Raw genomic sequence first — 21268 nt, 5'->3', positions numbered from 1 at the left:
GATCTATTGACGATACATGTTGTTACATTTCTTAGACGGAGATCCTGCAGACTAATCTGGCAATAGTGATATGTATTAAAAATATTACAAAAATAATATATCCAATGAGTTTGAATTCAGCATTGTATGAGAGCTAATTATCGACAAGCAGTCGATGGATTTGAGTGGGATATCCCAGAGTCGTGTGCAATACCATCCGTAATTAACTCACATGCGGAGGAATTTGGTGATCGGATTGCTGTTCACTTTTTAGACGAAGATGATAATCAGGATAAGCGGACTTACGCTGATATTAGAGACGGCATGAACAAGTTCGCAAACGGTCTTGAAGAGATGGGGATCAAAGAAGGAGATCGTGTGATGCATTTGTTCCCTCGGCATCCCGATGCTTTCGCAATCCAGCTTGGGATACTCACAACAGGATCACTTGTTGTTCCGTGCTCGCCAATGTTGCGGACCAAAGATATCAAGTACCGGTCCAGAGACTGTAGTGCTACAACTATCGTTATCCATAATTCACTTACGGATATGATTGAGCCGGTCTTAGACGATACTCCGATAGAGAACGTAATTGTGTTGGATGGTTCCAACGGTGAATGGCCGACATTCAACGAAGTTGTTAAAGGTCAATCGGCTAAATACGACAGCTCTGGACTAACATCGGACGACCCAATGTCAATAAATTACACCAGTGGAACAACCGGCAACCCAAAGCCAGTCTTGCACAAGCATAGGTGGATGTACTGCTTTAACCGGATTAACGGCCCGTACTGGTGGGGAATCAACGACGAGACGAATCTTGACGAAGAACTTCTGTGGGCAACTACCGGAACAGGCTGGGCAAAGTGGTTTTGGAGTCCAGTTGGCGTTGGACTCACAACTGGGGCAAGCCAACTCATCTACGATGGAGAATTCGAGCCTGAAGCATTCCTCCAGATCATGGAAAACAAAGGAGTTACCAAACTCTGTGCCGTGCCTACACAGTACCGAATGTTTGCCAATGAGGCAGATCTATCGAAGTTCGATCTTGATGTCAATGATCTGCTCTCGGCGGGTGAGCCTCTGAACGTAGAACCGATTGAGCAGATGCGTGAGCACTTTGATATTGCTCCACGAGACGGGTATGGACAGACAGAAACTATTGCGCTTGTGACAAACTATCCAGGAATTGATATTAAACCTGGTAGTATGGGAAAGCCAACTCCCGGTGTGGGAGCGACGCTACTTGATCTCGACGAGGAGAAGGAGATTGATGAGCCTAATAAGATTGGTGAAATTGCAGTCCCGGTTGATTCTCCAGCGATTTTTGATGGGTACTACGAAAAGCCTCATCTTGACGAAAAGACATTATCAAATGACTACTATCGGACGGGAGATCTCGCCTCGTTTGATGAGGACGGCTATTACTTCTTTGAGGGTCGTGCGGACGATGTTATCATCTCAGCTGGATACCGAATCGGACCGTTTGAAGTAGAGGACGCACTTGTTAGTCACGAGGCTATCGCCGAGGCAGCGGCGATAGAGAGTCCACATGACGAACGTGGCGCCGTTGTGAAAGCCTACACCGTTCTGAATGAGGGTTACAGAGGCAGCGATGAGTTAACTGAAAATCTTCAGAACTATGTTAAAGAAGAAACTGCTCCATACAAGTATCCACGGCGAATCGAGTATGTTGACGAGCTTCCAAAGACTTCAAGCGGAAAGATCCGGCGTGTTGAACTCCGAAAGGAAGAGAGACAAAAGTTCGGGGACTAGGTTCTTAGATGGGATTTCCTGAGACAGAAATTAGCAGAGGGGAATCTGGAGGATTGATGAGATATTTTTGAAGCCATCCCGTCAACGAGGGAATGTTTTACAAGGCATCACATGAATATGTGAGATATATGTCTGAGACAAATGTCCGAGTAGAATGGCACAACAATATTGCATCAGTAATTGTTGATCGTGTTGATTCGCTCAATGCACTCAATGTTTCTACACTACGTGAGATGGAGAAGAAAATTGACCAGACAGCTGACGAAAAGGCAGATGTGCTGTTACTCCGGGGGGCTGGTGATGAAGCGTTCATTGCTGGTGCAGATATTGGCTATATGCAGGATCTTTCAACAAGTGAGGCAGAAGAATGGGGCGATCTAGGACACAATGTTGCAAAGAAACTTGAGAACTATCCGATGCCAACAATTGCTGCTATTGATGGGTATGCATTTGGAGGAGGAACAGAGCTATCGCTTGCGTGTGACATACGTATTGCGAGTGATGATGCAATGCTAGGACAAACTGAGATCGAGATTGGAATAATTCCAGGCTGGGGAGGGACACAGCGTCTACCAAGAATTGTTGGAGATGAGATGGCCCGACGAATGATATACCTCGGTGAACGCATTGATGCTGAGACAGCAAAACAGCGAGGGTTAGTAAGTGAAGTAATTCCAAACGCTGAATTCGAATCTCGATTATTTGGTCTCGCAGAAGAGCTAGCCAATAAGCCATCTTTTGCATTGCAGACTGCAAAACAATCAATCAACCAGGCACATGAGGCCTCTCTAGAAGCAGGACTTGCACATGAAAAACGTGCATTTGCCAGTCTATTTGACACGCATGACCAAAAAGAAGGCATGACAGCATTCCTCGAAGATCGTAATCCTGAGTTTGAGTAAACTCTTCTTCACTAACGAATAAATATATATTAACTGCATGTTGAATATTCAACAGCAATGGATCTTAGCAATATTCGTGTTCTCGACTTAACGCAGTTTTTTCCTGGACCATACGCAACACAGATCCTACGGGATTACCAAGCGGAGGTTATTAAAGTAGAACGACCGCAAGGAGGAGACCCGGCTAGACAGCTAGCTGAAAATGCAGACGACGAGCTGAGTGAGCTATTTTATGCTGTGAACCGGGGAAAGAAGAGCATTCAACTTGACTTAACAGCACAAGCTGGACGACAAGCATTTTATAAATTGACTGAAACAGCAGATGTCGTAATTGAGCAGTTTCGGCCAGGCGTGGTTGACCGACTTGGTGTTGACTATGAAACATTAACGGAGTATAACTCTGAGATTATTTACTGCTCGTTAACTGGATATGGGCAGACAGGCCCCTACCAAAATCGACCTGGACATGATCTTACCTATCTCGCGAGTTCTGGCCTCCTAAGTATGAACCGACCAAATTCAGAGGAAAAACCCACAATGCCGGCAATCCCAATTGCAGATGCCGCCGGAAGCGCACATGCAACTATCAGTATTCTTACCGCTCTGCTGTCAAGAGAGCTGTCAGACAACAACGGAACATATCTTGACATATCAATGACGGATGCCCTTATTTCTTTTTCGCAAATGATTGCTCAACCAGTACTTACAGGATCAAAGGTCTGTCCTGGAGAAACAACTCTGACTGGGAAATACCCGTGCTATGATGTCTATGAGACTGCTCATAATCGATACATCGCAATTGCCGCACTTGAAAAGAAGTTCTGGGCAGAATTATGTGAAACACTTGATCGGCCCGAATTAATCGAACATCATCGATCGTCTAATGCAGAAATCAGAGACATGGTCAGAAATGAAATTGCCGATGAGATAAAGTCAGATACACTATCGATGTGGGAAGACCAATTTAGTAAAACAGACGTCCCATTTGCACCGGTCACCATGATGAGCGAAGTACTGGAAAAAGAGTATTTGCATGATCGAGGATTGATCCGGAATGTCGATGGTACACCTCCGCGGGTTGGGGTTCCTATGCCAAACCTGCCATCCTCTTTGGAAGGCGAAACGATTCCAGATTTAGGCGAGCATACTGAGGAGATATTGAAGCAAGCAGGTGTTGATGATACTATTCAAAGGAAAATCCTTCCTGAGTGAGGGTATAGAGTTTAGCTCAAGCGGTCTCAGGACCAACAGTAACGACTGGTTTGTTGGTTCCAAGAATAACGGATTGAGTTGTGCTTCCGAATAATACTTTGCCGGTCGGCGTACGATCCCGCCCAGAAACACAAATCATATCCACATCTCGCTCTGAGGCAATTTCAAGAATTTTATCCGCTGGATCACCGCTTGCTTCTACGAGTTCATACGAGATATCATGCTCATCAAATGATTCAGTAACTGTCCGAACAGAGCCTACCTGGCCAATTGATGCACCCTCTGGATTCTCTTGAAATACGTGCACAACAAAAACTTCAATATCCTCATTAGCAGCTGGCATATCAGCGACCATATTTGCTTGTGTGCGTGCTCTGGTTTCATCTGTGTCCACGCCAAGTAAAACTTGGTACATACTATCACTAACGTTATTGTCTACCATAATAATTCTTGGTTCCTCACCTCAGCCAACCAATTGTTGCTGAATATACAGCGATTCGAACGGTGGTGTGATAGGGAACAGGATTTATGTATGTATTTATCATTATATCATGTGATGTACGATAGTGAGACACTCGCAGACATTCAGCAGCAACTATCCCGCGCAGCATCACACGAACTGTATAAGCAGAAGTTTTCTGATGCTGACGTGAATCCAAGCAATGTAACGGACTGGGAAGATTTCACTGATGTACCATTCACTGAGCCAGAAGAACTGAAAAAAGACTTTGACGATAACCCTCCTCAAGGTTCGCTATATACCGACAGTGCAATGATTACATTTTCACCACTTGGCGATGATTTAGCTCCAGTCTACGATACGACGGAAGATCTTGTATATGAAGAGGAAGTACATGCAGGGCTTTTCAAGAAAGCTGGGATTACGGCTGATGATCGGGTTGTCAATACCTTTGGATACCACCTATTTGGTACAGGGTATATCCTCCAACGGGGTCTTGAACATCTCGGAGCTGAGGTAATACCCGTTGGTCCTGGTGACTCGGAGCAGGCGGCTGATATCATTTCAACATATGATGCTGACGTTCTGCTCGGAAACCCGAGTTTTGCGCTCAAGATCGCTGAACAAGGGGCAGATGTTGATCTATTCGTTGGAGCGGGAGAGCCTTTTACATCCGTTCCAGGATACAGGCAGAAAGTCAAAAAAGCGCTGAACTGTAACACAGCGATTGATTACTTTGGCACCCGACAATTTCTACCGATCGCAGCGGAAACGACCGACGAAGACGGGCTGTACGTAGCTGATGAATATGTCATCGTTGAGCTTGTTGATCCAGATACAGGTCAGCCTCTCGAATTAGGACAACGCGGTGAATTGGTAGTAACTCATCGGCGCAAAGAAGGACTGCCACTGGTCCGATACCGAACCGGTGATCTTGCAGAACTAGAACGTCGTGGAGACGACCTTGTCCTACCGAGCGGTGTAATTGGACGAACAGATAATCGGCTCAAGGTCAAAGGTGTTAAGATATATCCAGAGACGATTCCAGCAGTCTTAGCCGGGTTTGATGACCTGTCTGGCGAGTATAGAGTAACAGTTACCCAGCCAGATACAACAGATTACCTCTCAATTACGTGTGAGGGAACTGCAAATACCGAAGAGGTAACTAATGCACTTGCAGAGCGACTGTTGATTACACCAGATGAGGTTTCACTCGTTGACGACCTTGATGAGACAGGCGTATTTGATAAGCGATACGAGTGAGTTGTACAGGACAACATAACCGTAAATCGCTACAGTACAAATTGATAGCTTGTAAGATTGAAGTGATATATTGGGAGTGATATCAGCCGTTATTTTCTAGACAAAGATAATCCTGTGAAGTATGGTAAAATATATCACGAAATACTTCATCAGGTAATTCTCGATCAAGTAAATCAGCACGTTCTTCTCTATAATCGTACGGTATATTTGGAAAGTCAGAACCATACATTATTGAGCCAGAAAGCTCTATGAAGGTTTCATTTGAAATTGTTCGGGGGTCAAATCCCATTGTCTGCTTGGCCTGCGCAGACATCGCAAATGTTGTATCTAAATATACATTGTCTCGTTCGCGAGCTAACTGGATAAATTCTTCATGTTGATACGTTCCCATGTGTGCACAGCAAACCCGTAGGTCAGGAAATGATCTAATTAACTCTTTGAATGGTTTAATACCTACATATTTACTATCCTTGAACATTGGAGCAGTACCCCCATGATATGTAACTGGACGATTAAATGACGTTGCAACTTCTAACGCTGGTTCAATCCTAGTGTCTGCTGGGTAACATTGTTGGACCGGGCAATGGAATTTTAACCCTTTTGCCCCACTTTGAAAAGCCTCCCGGACTATTTTTTCTGGATTATCATCACTTGGATGAACAGTTGCGAATGGGATCATCATGTCTGACTGTCTGGCCTGATCGCAGAGCCACTGGTTGAGTTCCCTTGCGCCTTCTGGTTCGTGTATATATGGCAGTGCAACATAGTGCTCGACTCCAGCCTGCTTGTATATCTCTTCGATATTTTCTCTATCTAGCGGATGAGCAAACGACCAGTCCATCTGCCGACTTAACGTTCGCTGTATTGCCGCACTTAGCGGTTTAGGAAATAGATGGGTATGTGCGTCGATTGCTGGACAATGTGGTGGATTACTGCTTTCAGTCATGTGTATACTCTATCTCGTGTCGATGTTGACAGTTACAAGATGTTATTGCTGATTAGGGGTGCTAATATGCGTATGGCCACTTTCGTAAATATTCTTTAATTTGTCCTAATGCAGCAATTAACCCCTTTGGCTCCAGTGCTAAGACGATAATAATCACGACGCCAAAGAAGAGTGGCTCAAGGGCTGTTGCTTCTGGATAGAAAGTCTGTAAGAATGAATCGATTTCATCTTCAACTAATGTCACGACGCTAACCCCCGTAATAACTCCCCAAACGCGGCCGAGTCCTCCAAGGAGCAACATAACATAATGCTCCAGCGTCAGCGTAATGGTGTAAAGATCAGGGCTGACAAACCCAAAATAAAATGCGTATATCGCTCCTGCAACACCAATCATAAAACCACCAATAGCGTAGGCAGTCAATTTTGTCTTGAAGACATTGATCCCAAGGACAGCAGATGAGAGATCATTTTCATGCACAGCTCGGAAGACTCGTCCAGTACTGGATCTACTAAGATTCAGCGAGATCAAAGCAAACAGAGCCATCACAAAAAAGGCAAGAAAGTACTGTTCAGTGAGGGATCCAATTGTCAAGTAGTCGCCAACAAGTCCGACTTCTCGTGGCATCGACTGTTCTACGCCCCCATGGATCCACGATAAGGCACTCTCTGCAAAAAACCACTCAGCAATAAACTGCAATGCAAGTGTGGAGATCGCAATATAGAATCCTTTGACCTTCCAAGATGGAAGGCCGAAGATGACTGCAATCATCGCCGTAAAGATTCCTCCTAATAACATTGCTGGGATTAATCCTGCTCCGAGATCATTGACCACTCGAACAGCAGTATATGCCCCAATTGCCATGAACGCTCCCTGTGCAAGAACAATCTCGCCTGCATATCCAAGAATCACATTCAATCCGAGCACAGCAATGATGAATATGTATATCTGTGTTAATGTTGATACCATTCCTCCACCCAAAACAAATGGTAGAAGAAATGGAATTGGAAGCGCAAGTATAAACGCTGCCCATTCAATTCGCCAACGGATGAGTCCCATTCGGGATTCATATGACGTAAAGTATTCACCACATGGCATTGCGATCACCTCCTTTCTTTGATCCAACTATTTTGAAGTCGCGATGCGTTGTCGCCTTGAGACTGGTATTTACATACATTGTTTATAATCGTTCGATTCGTTCTGTTCCAAATAGTCCGTACGGCATGACGATAATCACGATGAGCAACAAAATCATTGGCAGCACTTGACCAAAGCCACCGCCAACAATGCCATCGAGATAAAATGTTCCAAATGATTCGACAACCCCAACAGTGATTGCACCAATAAAGGCTCCTAGAATACTGTCGATACCACCGAAAACTACTGCGGCAAAAATAAGGATTCCCACGGCCTCAAGAGGTCCAATTGCTGCTCCACCGGCAGACATCGAGAGGAGAACACCGCCAACTGCGGTAATTCCCAGCGAGATTGCCCAAGCAATGACGATCGTCCGCTCAATAGACACACCGAGTACCATCGCTGCTTGCTGGTCACTTGAAGCAGCCTGCAAGATTGACCCAATTACAGTATATTTGAAAAACAACATCAATAACACGACAGAAAGAACAGCAAATACTACCCCAAGTGCAAATGGGGCACTCAGCTCAACGCCTAGTGGAAGTGGCACACTCCAGTCTGGCTGAAGAGCGTCGGGATATGAGTAGAAACCTGGTCCTACGAGATACCGGAGTAAGCCCTCAATAATCGAGCCTAATGCAAGCGTAACAATAATGACTGACAGCACGGGCTCCCCAATGAAGTATCTGAAAATCCCTCGTTCAAGTATTATTCCAAGCAATAGCCCTATAACAACGGCTATCGCAACGGACGCGATAGCCGGTATTTCAAGTGATATCAGCACAGGTGTCGACAGGAAAACAACAACGTATGCTCCAAGTGCTGAGAACCAGCCTTGTGCGAAGTTCAACACGCCCGTTACTTTGTAGATCAGTGCAAATCCAATTGCGACGAGAGCATAAAGTGACCCTCGTCCAAGGCCGATTGCGAATTGTTCGAGTATATTTGCTGGATCAACCATTGTTTTCACCTCTCTTCGTTTCTACTTTTTTGTCAATATCTACGACCTGCATTTTCCCGCTCTCAACCGATTCACGACCATCTTGATATGTAATAGTGACCTCCATCTCAACAAAGTCGTTATTTGCGTAGATGCCATCGATCATAGACTGGTATTTGTTTGTTACAACTTCACGCCGGATCTTACCAGTTCGTGTAAGTTCGCCGTCATCTGCATCAAATTCTTTGAACAAAACAACAAATCTCTCGATTGGATGTTCTCCAAGTTTCTCGTTTACATCCTGTACTTCCTGTCGGAGGAGTTCAAGGACTTGTGGTTTCTGAGTAAGTTCTTTGTAACCAGAGTACTGGATGTCACGCTGGTCTGCCCACTCAGAAACGTTATCGTATCTGATGTTCAAGACTGCGGCTAGCGAATCCCGACCATCCCCAACAATCAGCGCTTCCTTTACATATGGATTAAATTTCAGTTTAGTTTCGACACTAATCGGAGCAATTGCACTTCCATCGTTTAGCTCCATTACATCATCCATCCGGTCAAGCACTTTGATGTGTCCGTCTTCGGTGATCTCTCCGAAATCGTCAGTATGCAACCATTCTCCATCGAGCGCTTCCTCAGTTTTTTCCGGCTGATTGAAATATCCAGATGTAACGACAGGACCACGAACAACCAGTTCCCCCTCAGGGGTAATCCCAACCTCTACATTTGGGAACACTTCTCCGACGGTGTCAACTTGAATGTCGTCATTGCGGTGCATCGTTACGAACCCACAGACTTCTGACTGTCCCCAGATCTGCTTGAGTGGAACACCAAGGGCATGATAATATTGGAAATGCTCTTCACCAAGTGGCCCACCGCCACTGTACACGTTCTTTGCTCTCTTTAACCCAATTTTATCAAGCAGTGGTCTGTACACAAGCCAGTGTGCAATCCGATGTTTGAGTCGAAGAGTTAGCGGTGGATCTGAGTCCCGTTTTTCACCACTAACGTATTCGGCGTATTTTTCTCCAATACTCATAGCTTGCTTGTAGGCCCATCGTTTTAATCGGGTTGTGTTCTCAATTTTAGCCTTGATATCCGCAACCCAACCCTCGTATGTGTTTGGTGATGAAAAGATTATCTCAGGACCAATCTCACGGAGGTCTTCGCTCTCTGTTTCTGGTTGCTCGGGGAAATTGACAGTCCAACCACCAACAAAGGCAGCTGCCATGAGAATCATCTGTTCACCGACCCAAGCCATTGGCAGGTACGAGAAGTAATCAGATTCCTTTGGTAACGGATCAATTTCAATTGCGGCGTGTGCTAGATTGACGAAGTTTACATGTGATAGCTTAACTCGCTTTGGCATACCCGTTGTTCCAGATGTTGGTGGCATAATCGCTGGTGACTCTGGGTTCACGCTTCGCAACCGCTCCTCAAATGTTGAGTCACTTATCTCGCCGCTGCTCAGTCGTTCCTGCCCCCGTCGCTCAATTTCGTCGTAGCTTATGACCTTTGGAGACGTATTATCGTACCGGAACATTCCTTTCTCATCGCGATAAATAATTGCTTCAAGCGACGGAGCCCGGTCTGCCACTTCAAGGAGCTTATCAACCATTTCTTGGTCTTCTGCATATGCTACCTTTGGAGAGAGTAATTCCAGTTGATTTCCAATTGCATCTGGTAGCATATCCTCATAGTTCGGTGCTGCAACGCCCCCAAGGACTTGCGCACCCATCCAAGACCAGAGCTGATGTGGACGGTTATAGCCGATTGTAAACAATACATCATCTTCACCAAAACCAAGCGTTTCTAACCCAAGTGAAAAGTGCTTGACACGCTCATAGTATTCTTCCCACGTAAACTCATTCCAAACACCGTACTGTTTCCACCGGAGAGCGATATCTGACCGATTCTCTTGAACGTGATCAAGTAAAACCTCAGGCAGCGCCTTATCATCAACTATGTCAATATCTCCCTCAGGAGCAGAAACGATACGCTCAATCGTTGGTCCTTCGGTTCGTGAGCTTGCTTCTGAGGTTTCTTGCTGGCCACTCATATTCAATCGACCCCCGTGTAGATTGTCTGAACTTCTGGATCGTTGACGACACGCTCAGGCTCTCCCCGTGCAACGACCCCTCCTTGGTCCAGTACAATCATACGTTCCGATACGTCTGTTACAACCTCAAGGTCGTGTTCAATCATGACCAGAGTAATGTCTTCTTCTTCATGTAGGTCAGCTAAGAACCGGTACATATCATATTTTTCATCAAACGTAAGACCACTCATTGCCTCGTCAAGGAGCATTACATCTGGGTCCAGTGCCAACGTCCGAGCTAAGTCCACTCGTCGTTGAATACCAAGAGGCAAGCTCGCAACCTTGCTATGTCTGTATTCCCATAGTTCCAAATAGTCGATAATCTCCTCAACGCGGCGCATATTATCTGCTTCGGTAGATCTCCCTAATCCGAAGTAAGCAACCGAAGAGAGGAGGCTGGGACGTTGTTTCACCGACTGTATCGTCATAATATTTTCAAGAACATCTTCTTCTTCATATAGCTCAAGGCCTTGAAACGTACGCCCGAGTCCATTTCTTGCTCGTTTGTATGCAGCATCATCAGTGACATCTTCTCCTTTGAGGAACACACGTCCATCTTGCTCATTGTTTTCTTTGTCGGGCTCATAGAAGCCATTGAGAATATTCAGTAGCGTCGTCTTTCCAGCACCATTCGGACCAACAATTGAAATCCACTCACCTTGTTCGATTCCAATTGAGACATCATCGACTGCAGTAATTGCTCCGAATGTTTTTGTCACATTTCGGCAACCCAGAGCAGCCTCTTCAGGCTTAACATGCGGCCCGGATCGTAGATCGGGGTCTTTTTTTGCCATCGACATAATTCAGTTGTATCGCTTTCGAATCTTGTAATGTCTAACATCCGAGTACCTGCTTTCGTCGCTTGTTGCTCCAAGGTAGAACTCTTTGATCTCTTCGCGTTCTGCTAGCTCGTCAGCAGGATCATGCAACTCAATTTGTCCATTCTCAAGAACATAGCCGTAATCAGCAATTTCAAGTGTTCGTTTGGCATTCTGATCTGCAACAATCATCGTGATATCTTCCTTGCGGTTAATCTCTCGCATCGTCTCGAAGATATCTTGGACAAGCTGTGGTGCAAGTCCAAGCGACGGTTCATCAAGCAGCAATAACTTGGGACGGTGAATTAATGCTCGAGCAATAACCAACATCTGCTGCTCACCACCACTTGTGTATCCAGCGTTCACATCCAATAGGTCCTCAAGTTGTGGGAAGTATTCAAATGCAAGTTCATAATCGGACTCATCGTAACGGAGCCGCCTTCCTTCTCGGTAGAGGCCACAGCGCAGGTTTTCTTCCACGGTTAGGTCCGGAAACACACGGCGTCCCTCTAAAATATGCGTTACTCCCCGGTCGACCATGTCCTTGGTTTTTGCATTAGTAATGTCATCGCCTTCATAATGAATTGACCCTCTTGTCACTTCGCCTCGTTCTGTGCGTCCTATCCCTGAGATCATCTTCAAAATGGTCGACTTCCCTGCTCCATTTGGTCCGAGCAGTGCAACAATCTCCCCTTCATGGGCTTTCATCGACACTCCTTGGACAGCAAGGAAGTGCCGATCATAGACAATCTCAGCATTGTCAAGCTCAACAACCGGAGTTTCATGTGTATCTCGTCTTCGTGCTTTGCTCATAATTTAGAAATCAAATGGTGGTATCCATCCTTCGTCTCGTGATAACTCGATGTCCTCTTCTGGGTTGAGATCTCCGTCCTCGACAACGTACATTCGGCCGGTCATCGTTGGGCGACGGTCATCATCCTGGAAGTCCACCGTGTCAACAAGTAAGCCCCAAGCATCAAAATCATCGAGCATAAGCATCGCTTCGCGGACATCAGATCCATCATACGGATCGAGGTCATCATCTTCTTCTGCGAGGCTTATCGCTTCAGCGAGTAGCAGTGTATGCGTAACTCCTCGAACATAGTTGATATTTGCAACTTCCAGATCATCCATATCCCGATCCTCTCGTTCGAATGAGTCTTCAATAATTTCCCACCCGTCTGGCTCGTCTTCTCTAGCTTCGGTAAAGGAGATGTTTGAGTTCACATAGCGTACACCTTCAAATATATCGTCGTTCTGCGCAGCACGATACTCGTCAACTGTCCAAGTTAAGCCCATGACATCAATATCTGACCCTCGACTATCAACTGAGTTCATTAGTACTTCCATTGGGGCCCCCGTATTCTGGTGAATAAGGTAATCTACGCCTGCATTCTCCGCACTAGATACTTCTGTGTCAGCGTCGCTGGCATCAAGTGCTAGCTCAATACCTCCTTCTTCAGCGACATCAAGACCTTGCTCCTCAGCATAAGCTTCTCCCCCTGCTACCGGGGTAGTACCGAAAGCAGTACCATTTCGAATAAATGCAATTGTGGCGTCGGGATCATTGTCTGCGATCCAATCGATGTGTGCACGGGCTTTGCTTGTGTAGTCCAGATTGGTGAAGAAATTATAATCAGTATCAGGATCAAGCAGTTCATCACTGTATGATGCTGAGATGTATACAACTTCATCGGCAGCAGCATCGCCGGCAAGTAATTCGGTGTCAGCTGTTCCCCAGCCGATGATTGCCGGTGGATCATCCTCGATGTATTCATCATAGTGTTCCTGAGCTTCAGATTCCTCGTATTCATAATCAATCCAGCGGTGATCTAAATTGTTCTCTAGGTCTCCGTTTTCGTTAATCCACTTCATTGCATCTCGGGAACCAATTGCCGTTGGTTCACCGACATCAGCGGTTCCACCACTGAGATCGTATAGTCCCGGAACATTCGTTCTAGTTTAGTCGCGGTCAAAGGCGAACTCACCCGATTCAACCTCTCTGCGTAACCGTTCCCTGTGTGGATTTGGATTCTGCGACGCCCACAACAATAATTCGTCCAGATCTGGCAGTTCGTAGCCCAGCTCAAGCATCAAGTACAACTGAATCAGATGGGAATGTCGCTCAACCGCCAGTGAACCACGACGAGGAGGAAGCCGCGACGCCGACTCGTCGGCGTCCGCGGCCTCACGTCGTTTCGCGTCCAGCTTGTGGAGTTCATCGACAATCTCGCGGCTGATCATCAGCGAAATCGCCGCCATGATCACCAATGCCTCGATGATGTAAGGTTTAGTCGTGTTGATCTCATCGAGTCCAAACCGCGATTTCAGCTCTTTGAACAGTAGCTCTACTTCCCACCGCGCCCGATAGAGTTGCGCGATATCGGGCGCGGAGTACTCGTTACGCGGTAGATTCGTGAAGTAGAGATGGTACTCGTCTTCGTCTTCGTTGAGCAGCCCAACCAATCTGAACTGACGTGTTGCAGTGGCTGAAGAACCACGTTTGCGGTCGAACTCCAATTCCACGAGAACGTCGATCTCCTGTCGCTGAAGGTCGTCGAGGACGCCCTTCAGCGACTTCCCTTCCAGCGTGATACTGTTGCCCCGCCATGTTCGTAACTCTTCGACGACCTTCGGGTTAGCATTGGACTTGACGCGGGAGACAAACCACCCGTCATTGGCGTCTATACGGTCGAACAGCCAGAAATCGTAGAACCCGAGATCGAACAGGATGAGGGCGTCAGCTACCCACTCGCCGGTGGGTAGCTGACTCCGTTCATGGGTCGCTCCATCGGTGGTTCGAAACCGGGTTGGAAGGCCGGTCGAAAGCGACTCGGTCAAGTGTAACTTCAGCCCAGCTTGGTCATCACCAGTTGCTCTGTAGACATCTTTAGCGTCTTGGTAGAGTGAGATGAATGTTGCGTCAACGATGAGAACGTCTCGAAAGTGTTCGAGACGCCCTCTCAAGTCGTTTCTGCCGGGGTCGAGATCCTCGATAGCGTCATCGAGGATCTCTCGAAGGAGTGCAACGAACGCTGGTGAGAACCACTCGTAGAAGGAGGGATATGAGAGAGAATCACAGTCAGCCATCTCCACGTAGCGTTCAAGAAACGCCTGAAGAGACCGATCTGACCCAGCAGCAAATCCAAACGAGAGTGTGTAGAACAGTGCGACGAAGTCGAATTTTCGGTCACGTTCTGTCATTGCGCGACCGCGGTCGCGCAATTCATCGGAGGGAAACGCTCTTTTGATTCGCTCAACTACTACCGAATCCGGTGGAGAGTAGGTCATATCTCCTACCGGGTTCCTTACTCATGTAGCTTCAGCGATTTCCGTAGCCACGTCTGCTGGTTCGCTGCCTAAACTAGAACGAATGAGTCCCGGAATAAGGATCCCTTCAATCTCCTCGCTGGTCAAAGCATCAATACAACCTGCAGTCGATACTCCCGCCCCAACAGCAGCCGTTCCTGTAGCTGCTAGAAAGGATCGACGGTTATATCTAGAAGTCTCAGATCTACTGTTACCATTCGACATGGTATCTCAAGACAAGAAATATGCTATGAATATTTAAAACTTTCCGTACTTTTAGATTCAATGAAATAAAATTCGGATTAATCTTCTTTTTCTTGGACGTGAAACTGAACAATTACCATGAGATATCGCTGTTCAAAAACTATTAATACATCAAGCCCACATTCTTGGTTAGAATTACCATGGATTTTAGCCGTTCGGAAGAGCATTCTATGATCGAATCGACAGCGACAGAAATTGCGAATGAATATGGCCCGGAATACTGGCGAGAAAAAGAAGAAAACGAAGAGTTTGCAGAAGAGTTCTGGGATGCTCTTAGCGATGCTGGTTTTCACGGGTTGATGGTGCCAATCGAGTACGAAGGGGCTGGTATGGGAATGCAAGAGATGGGAACAGCGATGGAAACACTCTGCGCAGAAGGATGCGGAATGGCTGGGACGTGGTATTTAGTTCTGACTGCTGGAATGGCTACTGTTGGCATTAAAGAGTACGGCACAAAAGCACAGAAAAGAAACTACCTTACTGATATTGCGCTTGGCGAACGAAACTTTTCAATCGGCATCACAGAACCAGAAGCAGGAACAAACACGCTAAACACTGAAACGTTCGCAGAGAAAGACGGCGACGAATACGTAATTAATGGACAAAAAGCGTGGATCACTTTTTCTGATCGGGCTGATAACATGATCGCTGTCACCCGGACAACTCCGATTGAAGATGTAGATCGAAAAACAGACGGAATCAGTCTATTCATTGTTAATATGGATAGTCCTGGCATCGAAGTGTCACCTATACCGAAGCATGCCATGAATTATTCAAAATCTTGTGAAGTGTTTTTTAATGATGTGCGAGTGCCAGAAGAGAATATTCTCGGTAAAAAAGACCAAGGCTGGAAGCCTCTTTTAGAGATGATCAACCCCGAAAGAATTGGATTCGCTGCCGCCGCGACAGGAATCGGCAAATTGGCAGCTCGTGAAGCAATTGATTATGCGAATGAACGAGAGGTATTCGATGCACCCGTTGGAACGCATCAAGCAGTTTCATTCCCAATAACCAAAGCGTACGCACGGATGGAAACAGCATCACTGATGCGGCGAAAGGCATCGTGGCTATATGATAATGATAAGGAGTGTGGCTACGAAACAAACGTCGCTAAGGCAACATCCATTGAAGCTGGAATTGAGGCCGTTAAACAGTCAATGCAAGCGTTTGGGGGATGGGGATTCGCCAAAGAGTACGATGTCGAGCGGTGGTGGCGAGAGATCAATCTTGCCCGACTTGCACCAGTGACTCAACAGATGGCATACAATCACATTAGCCAGCAGATTGGATTTCCCCGTTCATACTAACTGCAGTATGTCTTTTCTTAGTTAGCTACTTCTGCACTCGTATTCGTCTATTTCCTACCCACAAACCATTTCCAGCGTTGGTTGACTGGACCATTAATGTCAGCTAATACTTTATTTGCTTTGTTAACACGTTCGTCAGGAGGCAATCTGGGATATAATCGAGCAGCCAGTGCTGGAATAGAGAAGAAATCACGAAAACTTTCCGCTGATACAGTAATTTCAAAATTACCAGTTCTCAAGTCAAAATATTCTTTTAGGGTGGTATGAATTTCTTCCGCAGAGCTGGGCGACTGGGATGTGACATCTAAGCTCGCAAATATCGGTTGATCATTACGGTACCATCCAACTGGAGCAGTTGCACCAATTACTCCTGACGGTCGGAGGACACGACAAGCCTCTGCTGCTGCTTTATCCGGATGTTCAGCGAGAAACAACGAGGCGGTATATATAGTCCAGTCGGTGGATGAATTTGCGATTGGAAGTTGCTCAAAATCGCCTTGTATCCGGATCGGTGATGGATTTGACTGAAGCATATTCTCACTAAGGTCTATTGCAACAGGACATCCAACTTGCTCAAGTAAGATGTTTGTTCCAGCCCCTGTTCCAGCCCCGAGTTCGATGACTATCTCAGGGGCAGAGGTAGAAGCAGCACTCACCTCTTGAACAAGCTTGTCTGCGAGTGACTGGAACACTCCCGCTGTTTGCTCATATTGGACATATTTCTCAACACTGAGATCAAAATTCCTCTCAATTGCTTCTTTCATGTTGTCAATGCTGTACAATATGTCAATGTTTAATCCCGTAGTTATATTTTTCTGTAGAATATCGTATATCAATATGCAGCCGATTCGATCAGCACTATATGTTCCTGGTAACAGAGAGGAATGGATTCGTTCAGCGCATCAGCATGGGTCAGATGCTATTATTCTTGATTTAGAAGACGCTGTACCGCCAGCAGAAAAACAGCAAGCACGAGATACGCTTGAGGATACAATTCCCACATTGCAAGATAAGGGCCAGCGCATATTTGTCAGAATTAACGGCACGCCAGAAAGCAGTCTAGAAGTAACAGCAGATCTTGAATCTGTTCTACCACTCGAAGTTGAAGCACTACTTGTTCCTGAAGTGAGCTCTCCTGATGAGATTGCACGCTTAGAAACAATAATGAAACATATCGAGCGACGAGAAAACCTTTCTCCGACAGAATTAGCTGTGCTTATCGAAACAGCCGAAGGTATGAAGCAAACATATGAAATCTGTAAAGAATCGAATCGAATTGGCGCCATTGCGTGCGGGGCAGTAAAAGGGGCTGACACAGCTCGTTCATTGGGCTTCGAATGGACTGGCCCTGGAAGAGAAGGACTTGAGACACTACATCTTCGGGAAAAAGTATTAATGGATGCTAAGGCCGCTGGCGTCCAATATCCGCTATCAGGTCCGTACGTTGACATCGATGATATCGATGGATTACAGCAAGATATGAACTTTGCACGGGAGATAGGGTATACTGGCTATACGATTATTCATCCGTCTCATGTGGAGCCCGCAAATGATATTTTTTTGCCTGAGGAGGAAACAGTTGAGTATTGGATTGGTGCGTATCAGGCACTTTCTGCTGCAATTTCTGAAGGGAAAAGCGCAGTTCGGTACAATGGTGATATGATCGATACTGCCACCATGAAAACAGCTAAACAACAGTTACAGCGAGCTGCGATGTTTGAACACGAGCTTGATCTTGACCGGGAAATCCCGGACATGGAAACGGTTGAGCAACAAATAAGCTGATAGTCAGGAGCGCTTCTCAGTTAGTTCCTGTTTAGCACGCACTAACTCGTCAACAATAGCAGTGCTGTGCTGTTTCTCCCCAAAGCCGTGCGAATATCCAAAGACTCCAATTGCATGAACTCGGTTATATTCTCCTGAAAATGCTACACCAAGTGACTCAATTCCAAGTGCTGCCTCATCGCTTGAACGCGCATATCCTTGCTTCCGAATCGACTTTAGCTCACCGTACAATTCATCGGGATCTGTAATTGTCTGTGCCGTGTGAACCGGAAGTCCATGTATATCGATAATATTTTGCACCTGCTTTTCAGACAGTTCAGCTAAGATTGCTTTTCCTGGTGCATGTGTGTGGAGATACGAGCGTTTTCCGACGCGTCCATAACTTTCATCAGCATCTCCCATTTTCTCGACGAAGATACCACGGCCGTGATCCTCAACAATCCACCAGACCGGAAAATCAATACTGGATGCTACTGTTGCAAGTACATCCCTGATCATTTCTTTCGATTGGATAGCTTCTCTAGCAGCCATTCCATGTGTTAGAAGCCGGAGACCCAGACGGTATGTATTCCCCTCTGATGAAACATATCCCATCGCATGTAAAGTACTCAAGTGATTATGAGCCGTGCTTTTAGCAATATCAAAGCGATCAGATACATTCTGAAGTGTAACACTGCCTTGCCTCTGGACAAAAGAGAGGATTTCAAACGCTGTCGCGACCGACTGAATCTGCCGCGATGAGTCATTTGAGTGCATTTGGTTTACGTGACAGAGCGATTTGTATATATTTATCGGCACAATTGGACCATATCTAGTTTCATCCGTAGAAAACATTCAATATTAGTGAATTAGAAAGTGGATAGTCACCTAAATACACAGAAAATAACTGATATTCCCTGAAACGCCTCTTTTTATTTTGAATTAGTGAATTCTATATCTAATGTTCAAATATTATGTTCAACTTTTCCTAACAGCGAACCTAGTCGAAATAAACATGCGTCATAGAAATGTGGACGAACAGACAAGATGAATCATTTCAGATTGTGTTTAGGATGGTTGATCTAATCTAAATACAAAGATTTGCTTCAGGGATTAACATCAGAACAGTTTACGATAATTTGTCTGCTGAGATGTAGTTGGCTTCTCCTGTAATATCACCTGCGTCTTCCGGTAGCAGTGCAACAATTAGGTATTCAGTGTACTTTGCAAAGTACTCAACAAGATTAGTAATCCTCGTAGCGTCAATTGCTTCAAGCGAATCCAGAAGAATAAATGGGACATCTTTGTAGACTTCATGCGCAAGGAACCCAGCAAGAGCCAATATTAGTCCGATAACTTCCCGTTCACTTTCACTTAGGTTCTCGATGGAGTCCTCGTATCCAGCCCCAGAGGCGTCTGTTCTGACAATATGTAGTTCAAATGTGGATGAAGTATCTTCTGCATCTCTTACATGGCGTTCGATCCAAACGCGCTCAATATTTTGATAATCCAATAACTCCAATATTACATCCATATGGTTGTTAAATTCTTCAACCACTTCATTCTCGATATCCCGAATGCGTGCTCGTTCATCCTCTAATTGGTCCTGTATCTGGCCTATCTGGTCCAGAATTTCTTCTTCATCCGGAAGGGCCTCAATTTCATTAATATCTTCTTCTACGCGCTGGAGATTTTCTTCAACCTGGCCTCGCTGATATTGAAGTTCACTAATTTTTTCATGTATCTCAAGCGCAGCGTCCTCATTAACAGCTTCTACATCTGCAACCTGTTTCTCAAGCGTTGCGACTTCATCCTTTAGTGCTGTAATTCGATCACGTGTTTGGTCTACCTGGTTTTCTTTTTCCCTAATTTTACGCGTTGTCTGATCGATATTATTTTCGATGCTTTGCTGTTTGTCGATTGCCTTTCTAATTTCCTTCTCTTCAGCCTGTAATTCATTTATTTGTTGTTCAATACTGGTGCGGTCATCTCTTTTTTCCTGTACTATCTGGCGGAGCGACTGTAGTTGACTCTTTATTGACCCAATTGTTGTCTCTGACCCGCATGTCCAGCAGTAGACTGGACGATCTTCCTCTGGAGCCAGTTGGTCAAGTGTCGTGTCCGAAGGATGGACTTCGTCAGGAAGTTCGGTTTCTCCTTCAATTAAATTATCATTGAAATCAACAATCGTTGTTAAGTCCGAAATGGTTCCTTCTAACTCACGTTTCTTCTGGCGGAGGGACCGCAAGTCACGTTGCACTTGATCAAGATCTCCCTGTGAACGCCCGGAAAGCGATTCTTCGTCTTCAAGTAATGAGTCTCTTTTTTCGTTTAATGCTTTTAGCTCAGCCTCTAAAACTTCGAGACGATCCTTTGCTTGATTTAGTTGCTGTCGGCGGTTTTCTAGTCGATTAACAAGTTCAGTATTGTCTGTTTGATCCAAATCTGATTGGTACTCGGACAGTTCAGTCCGATGGGATTCAATTTGCTGGTCAATTGACTCAAGTTCGCTTTTGAGTTTTTGACGACGCTCTTCCAGCTTCGGCAGCTGACTTCGGCGTTGGGTCACTTTTTGCTGTTGTGATTCTAGATCCGATTTATTACGCCGAAGGTCACGGATTCTGCGGTTAATCTGTTCAGTGTCAATTGGATCCATAATAATTTCCCGAAGATTATCACCCCGGCGTGCCGCCGATCGAACTGGGTTCTCTTCTAGCGTTGCAACAAACAAATCAACTAATGATGATTTAGTTGTGTACCCATTGCCCTCAACATGAATAGTGTCATTCCGTCGGTATTGTTGTCTGGCATACTGTTGATTATCTGCTTTTAGTGTTACTAGTCCCTCTGTTGCATCACTTTTTAGATTTGGTTTATTTCCTCCAAGGCCGCTGGCAACTGCATGAAGAAAACTGGTTCTATTTGTTGCATTTCGACCTACTAAAACGTTTACACCCGGTTTTAATATAATTGAGCACTGATCTATCCCTCCAATATTTGTAACATCAACGGAAAGGGGCCCAGATACTGCACTAGACGTTTGTGCTTCTTGATTGTCCATACACCTACTGTCTGATTACGCAAGCATATAAATA

18 protein-coding genes and 1 pseudogene are annotated in these 21268 nt (G+C 45.6%); 6 read left to right on the top strand and 13 right to left on the bottom strand.

The genetic code is table 11. The annotated features are described in order from the left end of the window. Positions 1 to 126: 126 nt before the first annotated feature. The 3 genes from K0C01_RS10915 (at position 127) to K0C01_RS10905 (ending at position 3869) form a co-directional block, all read left to right on the top strand. A complete protein-coding gene (locus K0C01_RS10915; RefSeq protein WP_221169727.1) occupies positions 127 to 1755 on the top strand; it encodes an acetate--CoA ligase in 1629 nt (542 codons plus the stop codon). 128 nt (positions 1756 to 1883) lie between these two features. Beyond that, complete coding sequence (locus K0C01_RS10910; RefSeq protein ID WP_221169726.1) at positions 1884 to 2657, top strand: enoyl-CoA hydratase/isomerase family protein; 774 nt, start codon at positions 1884 to 1886, stop codon at positions 2655 to 2657. Positions 2658 to 2714: 57 nt separating this feature from the next. Further along, positions 2715 to 3869 (top strand): CaiB/BaiF CoA transferase family protein, encoded by a 1155-nt coding sequence (locus tag K0C01_RS10905; RefSeq protein ID WP_221169725.1) that lies wholly within the window; start codon positions 2715 to 2717, stop codon positions 3867 to 3869. A 16-nt stretch (positions 3870 to 3885) separates the two neighbouring features. Here the strand turns inward: K0C01_RS10905 and K0C01_RS10900 are convergent, their stop codons facing one another. Beyond that, positions 3886 to 4284 carry a universal stress protein gene (locus tag K0C01_RS10900; protein ID WP_221169724.1) on the bottom strand — a complete coding sequence of 133 codons (399 nt, stop codon included), beginning with the start codon at positions 4282 to 4284 and terminating at the stop codon, positions 3886 to 3888. Positions 4285 to 4425: 141 nt separating this feature from the next. Between K0C01_RS10900 and K0C01_RS10895 the strand changes: the two genes are divergently transcribed. Beyond that, the gene (locus K0C01_RS10895; RefSeq protein WP_221169723.1) at positions 4426 to 5592 is read left to right on the top strand and encodes a phenylacetate--CoA ligase family protein; all 1167 of its coding nucleotides are present in this window, start codon (positions 4426 to 4428) and stop codon (positions 5590 to 5592) included. An 82-nt stretch (positions 5593 to 5674) separates the two neighbouring features. Here the strand turns inward: K0C01_RS10895 and K0C01_RS10890 are convergent, their stop codons facing one another. The 9 genes and pseudogenes from K0C01_RS10890 to K0C01_RS10850 form a co-directional block, all read right to left on the bottom strand. Continuing rightward, positions 5675 to 6538, bottom strand: a complete 864-nt coding sequence (locus K0C01_RS10890) for an amidohydrolase family protein (RefSeq protein ID WP_221169722.1) — start codon at positions 6536 to 6538, stop codon at positions 5675 to 5677. A 61-nt stretch (positions 6539 to 6599) separates the two neighbouring features. After that, positions 6600 to 7634 (bottom strand): branched-chain amino acid ABC transporter permease, encoded by a 1035-nt coding sequence (locus tag K0C01_RS10885; protein WP_221169721.1) that lies wholly within the window; start codon positions 7632 to 7634, stop codon positions 6600 to 6602. Between the two features lie 82 nt (positions 7635 to 7716). Further along, entirely contained in the window at positions 7717 to 8634 is a 918-nt protein-coding gene (locus tag K0C01_RS10880; protein ID WP_221169720.1) for a branched-chain amino acid ABC transporter permease, read from the bottom strand. Beyond that, entirely contained in the window at positions 8627 to 10672 is a 2046-nt protein-coding gene (locus tag K0C01_RS10875; protein WP_221169719.1) for an AMP-binding protein, read from the bottom strand. Before K0C01_RS10875 ends, K0C01_RS10880 begins: the two co-directional genes overlap by 8 nt. A 2-nt stretch (positions 10673 to 10674) precedes the next feature. After that, complete coding sequence (locus K0C01_RS10870; RefSeq protein WP_221169718.1) at positions 10675 to 11511, bottom strand: ABC transporter ATP-binding protein; 837 nt, start codon at positions 11509 to 11511, stop codon at positions 10675 to 10677. A 3-nt stretch (positions 11512 to 11514) separates the two neighbouring features. Further along, complete coding sequence (locus K0C01_RS10865; protein ID WP_221169717.1) at positions 11515 to 12342, bottom strand: ABC transporter ATP-binding protein; 828 nt, start codon at positions 12340 to 12342, stop codon at positions 11515 to 11517. Between the two features lie 3 nt (positions 12343 to 12345). Continuing rightward, a pseudogene (locus K0C01_RS10860) lies at positions 12346 to 13467 on the bottom strand (ABC transporter substrate-binding protein); the annotation flags it as partial. A gap of 24 nt (positions 13468 to 13491) precedes the next feature. Further along, positions 13492 to 14820, bottom strand: coding sequence for an IS4 family transposase (locus tag K0C01_RS10855; RefSeq protein ID WP_221169716.1), 1329 nt, complete (start codon positions 14818 to 14820; stop codon positions 13492 to 13494). A gap of 21 nt (positions 14821 to 14841) precedes the next feature. Then, positions 14842 to 15063 (bottom strand): twin-arginine translocation signal domain-containing protein, encoded by a 222-nt coding sequence (locus K0C01_RS10850; RefSeq protein ID WP_221169715.1) that lies wholly within the window; start codon positions 15061 to 15063, stop codon positions 14842 to 14844. A 179-nt stretch (positions 15064 to 15242) separates the two neighbouring features. On the opposite strand from K0C01_RS10850, the gene K0C01_RS10845 reads away from it, so the two are divergent. Next, positions 15243 to 16409, top strand: a complete 1167-nt coding sequence (locus K0C01_RS10845) for an acyl-CoA dehydrogenase family protein (protein ID WP_221169714.1) — start codon at positions 15243 to 15245, stop codon at positions 16407 to 16409. 47 nt (positions 16410 to 16456) lie between these two features. Here the strand turns inward: K0C01_RS10845 and K0C01_RS10840 are convergent, their stop codons facing one another. Further along, positions 16457 to 17173 (bottom strand): class I SAM-dependent methyltransferase, encoded by a 717-nt coding sequence (locus K0C01_RS10840; RefSeq protein ID WP_221169713.1) that lies wholly within the window; start codon positions 17171 to 17173, stop codon positions 16457 to 16459. A gap of 73 nt (positions 17174 to 17246) precedes the next feature. On the opposite strand from K0C01_RS10840, the gene K0C01_RS10835 reads away from it, so the two are divergent. After that, positions 17247 to 18194: an HpcH/HpaI aldolase/citrate lyase family protein gene (locus tag K0C01_RS10835; protein ID WP_221169712.1), complete on the top strand. Its 948-nt coding sequence runs from the start codon at positions 17247 to 17249 to the stop codon at positions 18192 to 18194. Positions 18195 to 18197: 3 nt separating this feature from the next. Here the strand turns inward: K0C01_RS10835 and K0C01_RS10830 are convergent, their stop codons facing one another. Together K0C01_RS10830 and K0C01_RS10825 are read right to left on the bottom strand one after the other, a co-directional pair. Beyond that, the gene (locus K0C01_RS10830; RefSeq protein ID WP_221169711.1) at positions 18198 to 18950 is read right to left on the bottom strand and encodes an IclR family transcriptional regulator; all 753 of its coding nucleotides are present in this window, start codon (positions 18948 to 18950) and stop codon (positions 18198 to 18200) included. 352 nt (positions 18951 to 19302) lie between these two features. After that, the gene (locus tag K0C01_RS10825) at positions 19303 to 21234 is read right to left on the bottom strand and encodes an archaea-specific SMC-related protein (RefSeq protein ID WP_221169710.1); all 1932 of its coding nucleotides are present in this window, start codon (positions 21232 to 21234) and stop codon (positions 19303 to 19305) included. Positions 21235 to 21268 lie beyond the last annotated feature (34 nt).

It is taken from the genome of Salinarchaeum sp. IM2453 (assembly GCF_019693215.1).
Lineage (GTDB): Archaea > Halobacteriota > Halobacteria > Halobacteriales > Salinarchaeaceae > IM2453.
The sequence above is the reverse complement of the archived record's forward strand: the minus strand, read 5'-3'. Positions and strand labels throughout refer to the sequence as shown.

Excerpts from the sequence above, each read along its gene's own strand:
- K0C01_RS10915 (WP_221169727.1), top strand. The coding sequence starts at position 127 with ATGAGAGCTAATTATCGACAAGCAGTCGATGGATTTGAGTGGGATATC.
- K0C01_RS10910 (WP_221169726.1), top strand. The coding sequence starts at position 1,884 with ATGTCTGAGACAAATGTCCGAGTAGAATGGCACAACAATATTGCATCA.
- K0C01_RS10905 (WP_221169725.1), top strand. The coding sequence starts at position 2,715 with ATGGATCTTAGCAATATTCGTGTTCTCGACTTAACGCAGTTTTTTCCT.
- K0C01_RS10900 (WP_221169724.1), bottom strand. The coding sequence starts at position 4,284 with ATGTACCAAGTTTTACTTGGCGTGGACACAGATGAAACCAGAGCACGC.
- K0C01_RS10895 (WP_221169723.1), top strand. The coding sequence starts at position 4,426 with ATGTACGATAGTGAGACACTCGCAGACATTCAGCAGCAACTATCCCGC.
- K0C01_RS10890 (WP_221169722.1), bottom strand. The coding sequence starts at position 6,538 with ATGACTGAAAGCAGTAATCCACCACATTGTCCAGCAATCGACGCACAT.
- K0C01_RS10885 (WP_221169721.1), bottom strand. The coding sequence starts at position 7,634 with ATGCCATGTGGTGAATACTTTACGTCATATGAATCCCGAATGGGACTC.
- K0C01_RS10880 (WP_221169720.1), bottom strand. The coding sequence starts at position 8,634 with ATGGTTGATCCAGCAAATATACTCGAACAATTCGCAATCGGCCTTGGA.
- K0C01_RS10875 (WP_221169719.1), bottom strand. The coding sequence starts at position 10,672 with ATGAGTGGCCAGCAAGAAACCTCAGAAGCAAGCTCACGAACCGAAGGA.
- K0C01_RS10870 (WP_221169718.1), bottom strand. The coding sequence starts at position 11,511 with ATGTCGATGGCAAAAAAAGACCCCGATCTACGATCCGGGCCGCATGTT.
- K0C01_RS10865 (WP_221169717.1), bottom strand. The coding sequence starts at position 12,342 with ATGAGCAAAGCACGAAGACGAGATACACATGAAACTCCGGTTGTTGAG.
- K0C01_RS10855 (WP_221169716.1), bottom strand. The coding sequence starts at position 14,820 with ATGACCTACTCTCCACCGGATTCGGTAGTAGTTGAGCGAATCAAAAGA.
- K0C01_RS10850 (WP_221169715.1), bottom strand. The coding sequence starts at position 15,063 with ATGTCGAATGGTAACAGTAGATCTGAGACTTCTAGATATAACCGTCGA.
- K0C01_RS10845 (WP_221169714.1), top strand. The coding sequence starts at position 15,243 with ATGGATTTTAGCCGTTCGGAAGAGCATTCTATGATCGAATCGACAGCG.
- K0C01_RS10840 (WP_221169713.1), bottom strand. The coding sequence starts at position 17,173 with ATGAAAGAAGCAATTGAGAGGAATTTTGATCTCAGTGTTGAGAAATAT.
- K0C01_RS10835 (WP_221169712.1), top strand. The coding sequence starts at position 17,247 with ATGCAGCCGATTCGATCAGCACTATATGTTCCTGGTAACAGAGAGGAA.
- K0C01_RS10830 (WP_221169711.1), bottom strand. The coding sequence starts at position 18,950 with ATGCACTCAAATGACTCATCGCGGCAGATTCAGTCGGTCGCGACAGCG.
- K0C01_RS10825 (WP_221169710.1), bottom strand. The coding sequence starts at position 21,234 with ATGGACAATCAAGAAGCACAAACGTCTAGTGCAGTATCTGGGCCCCTT.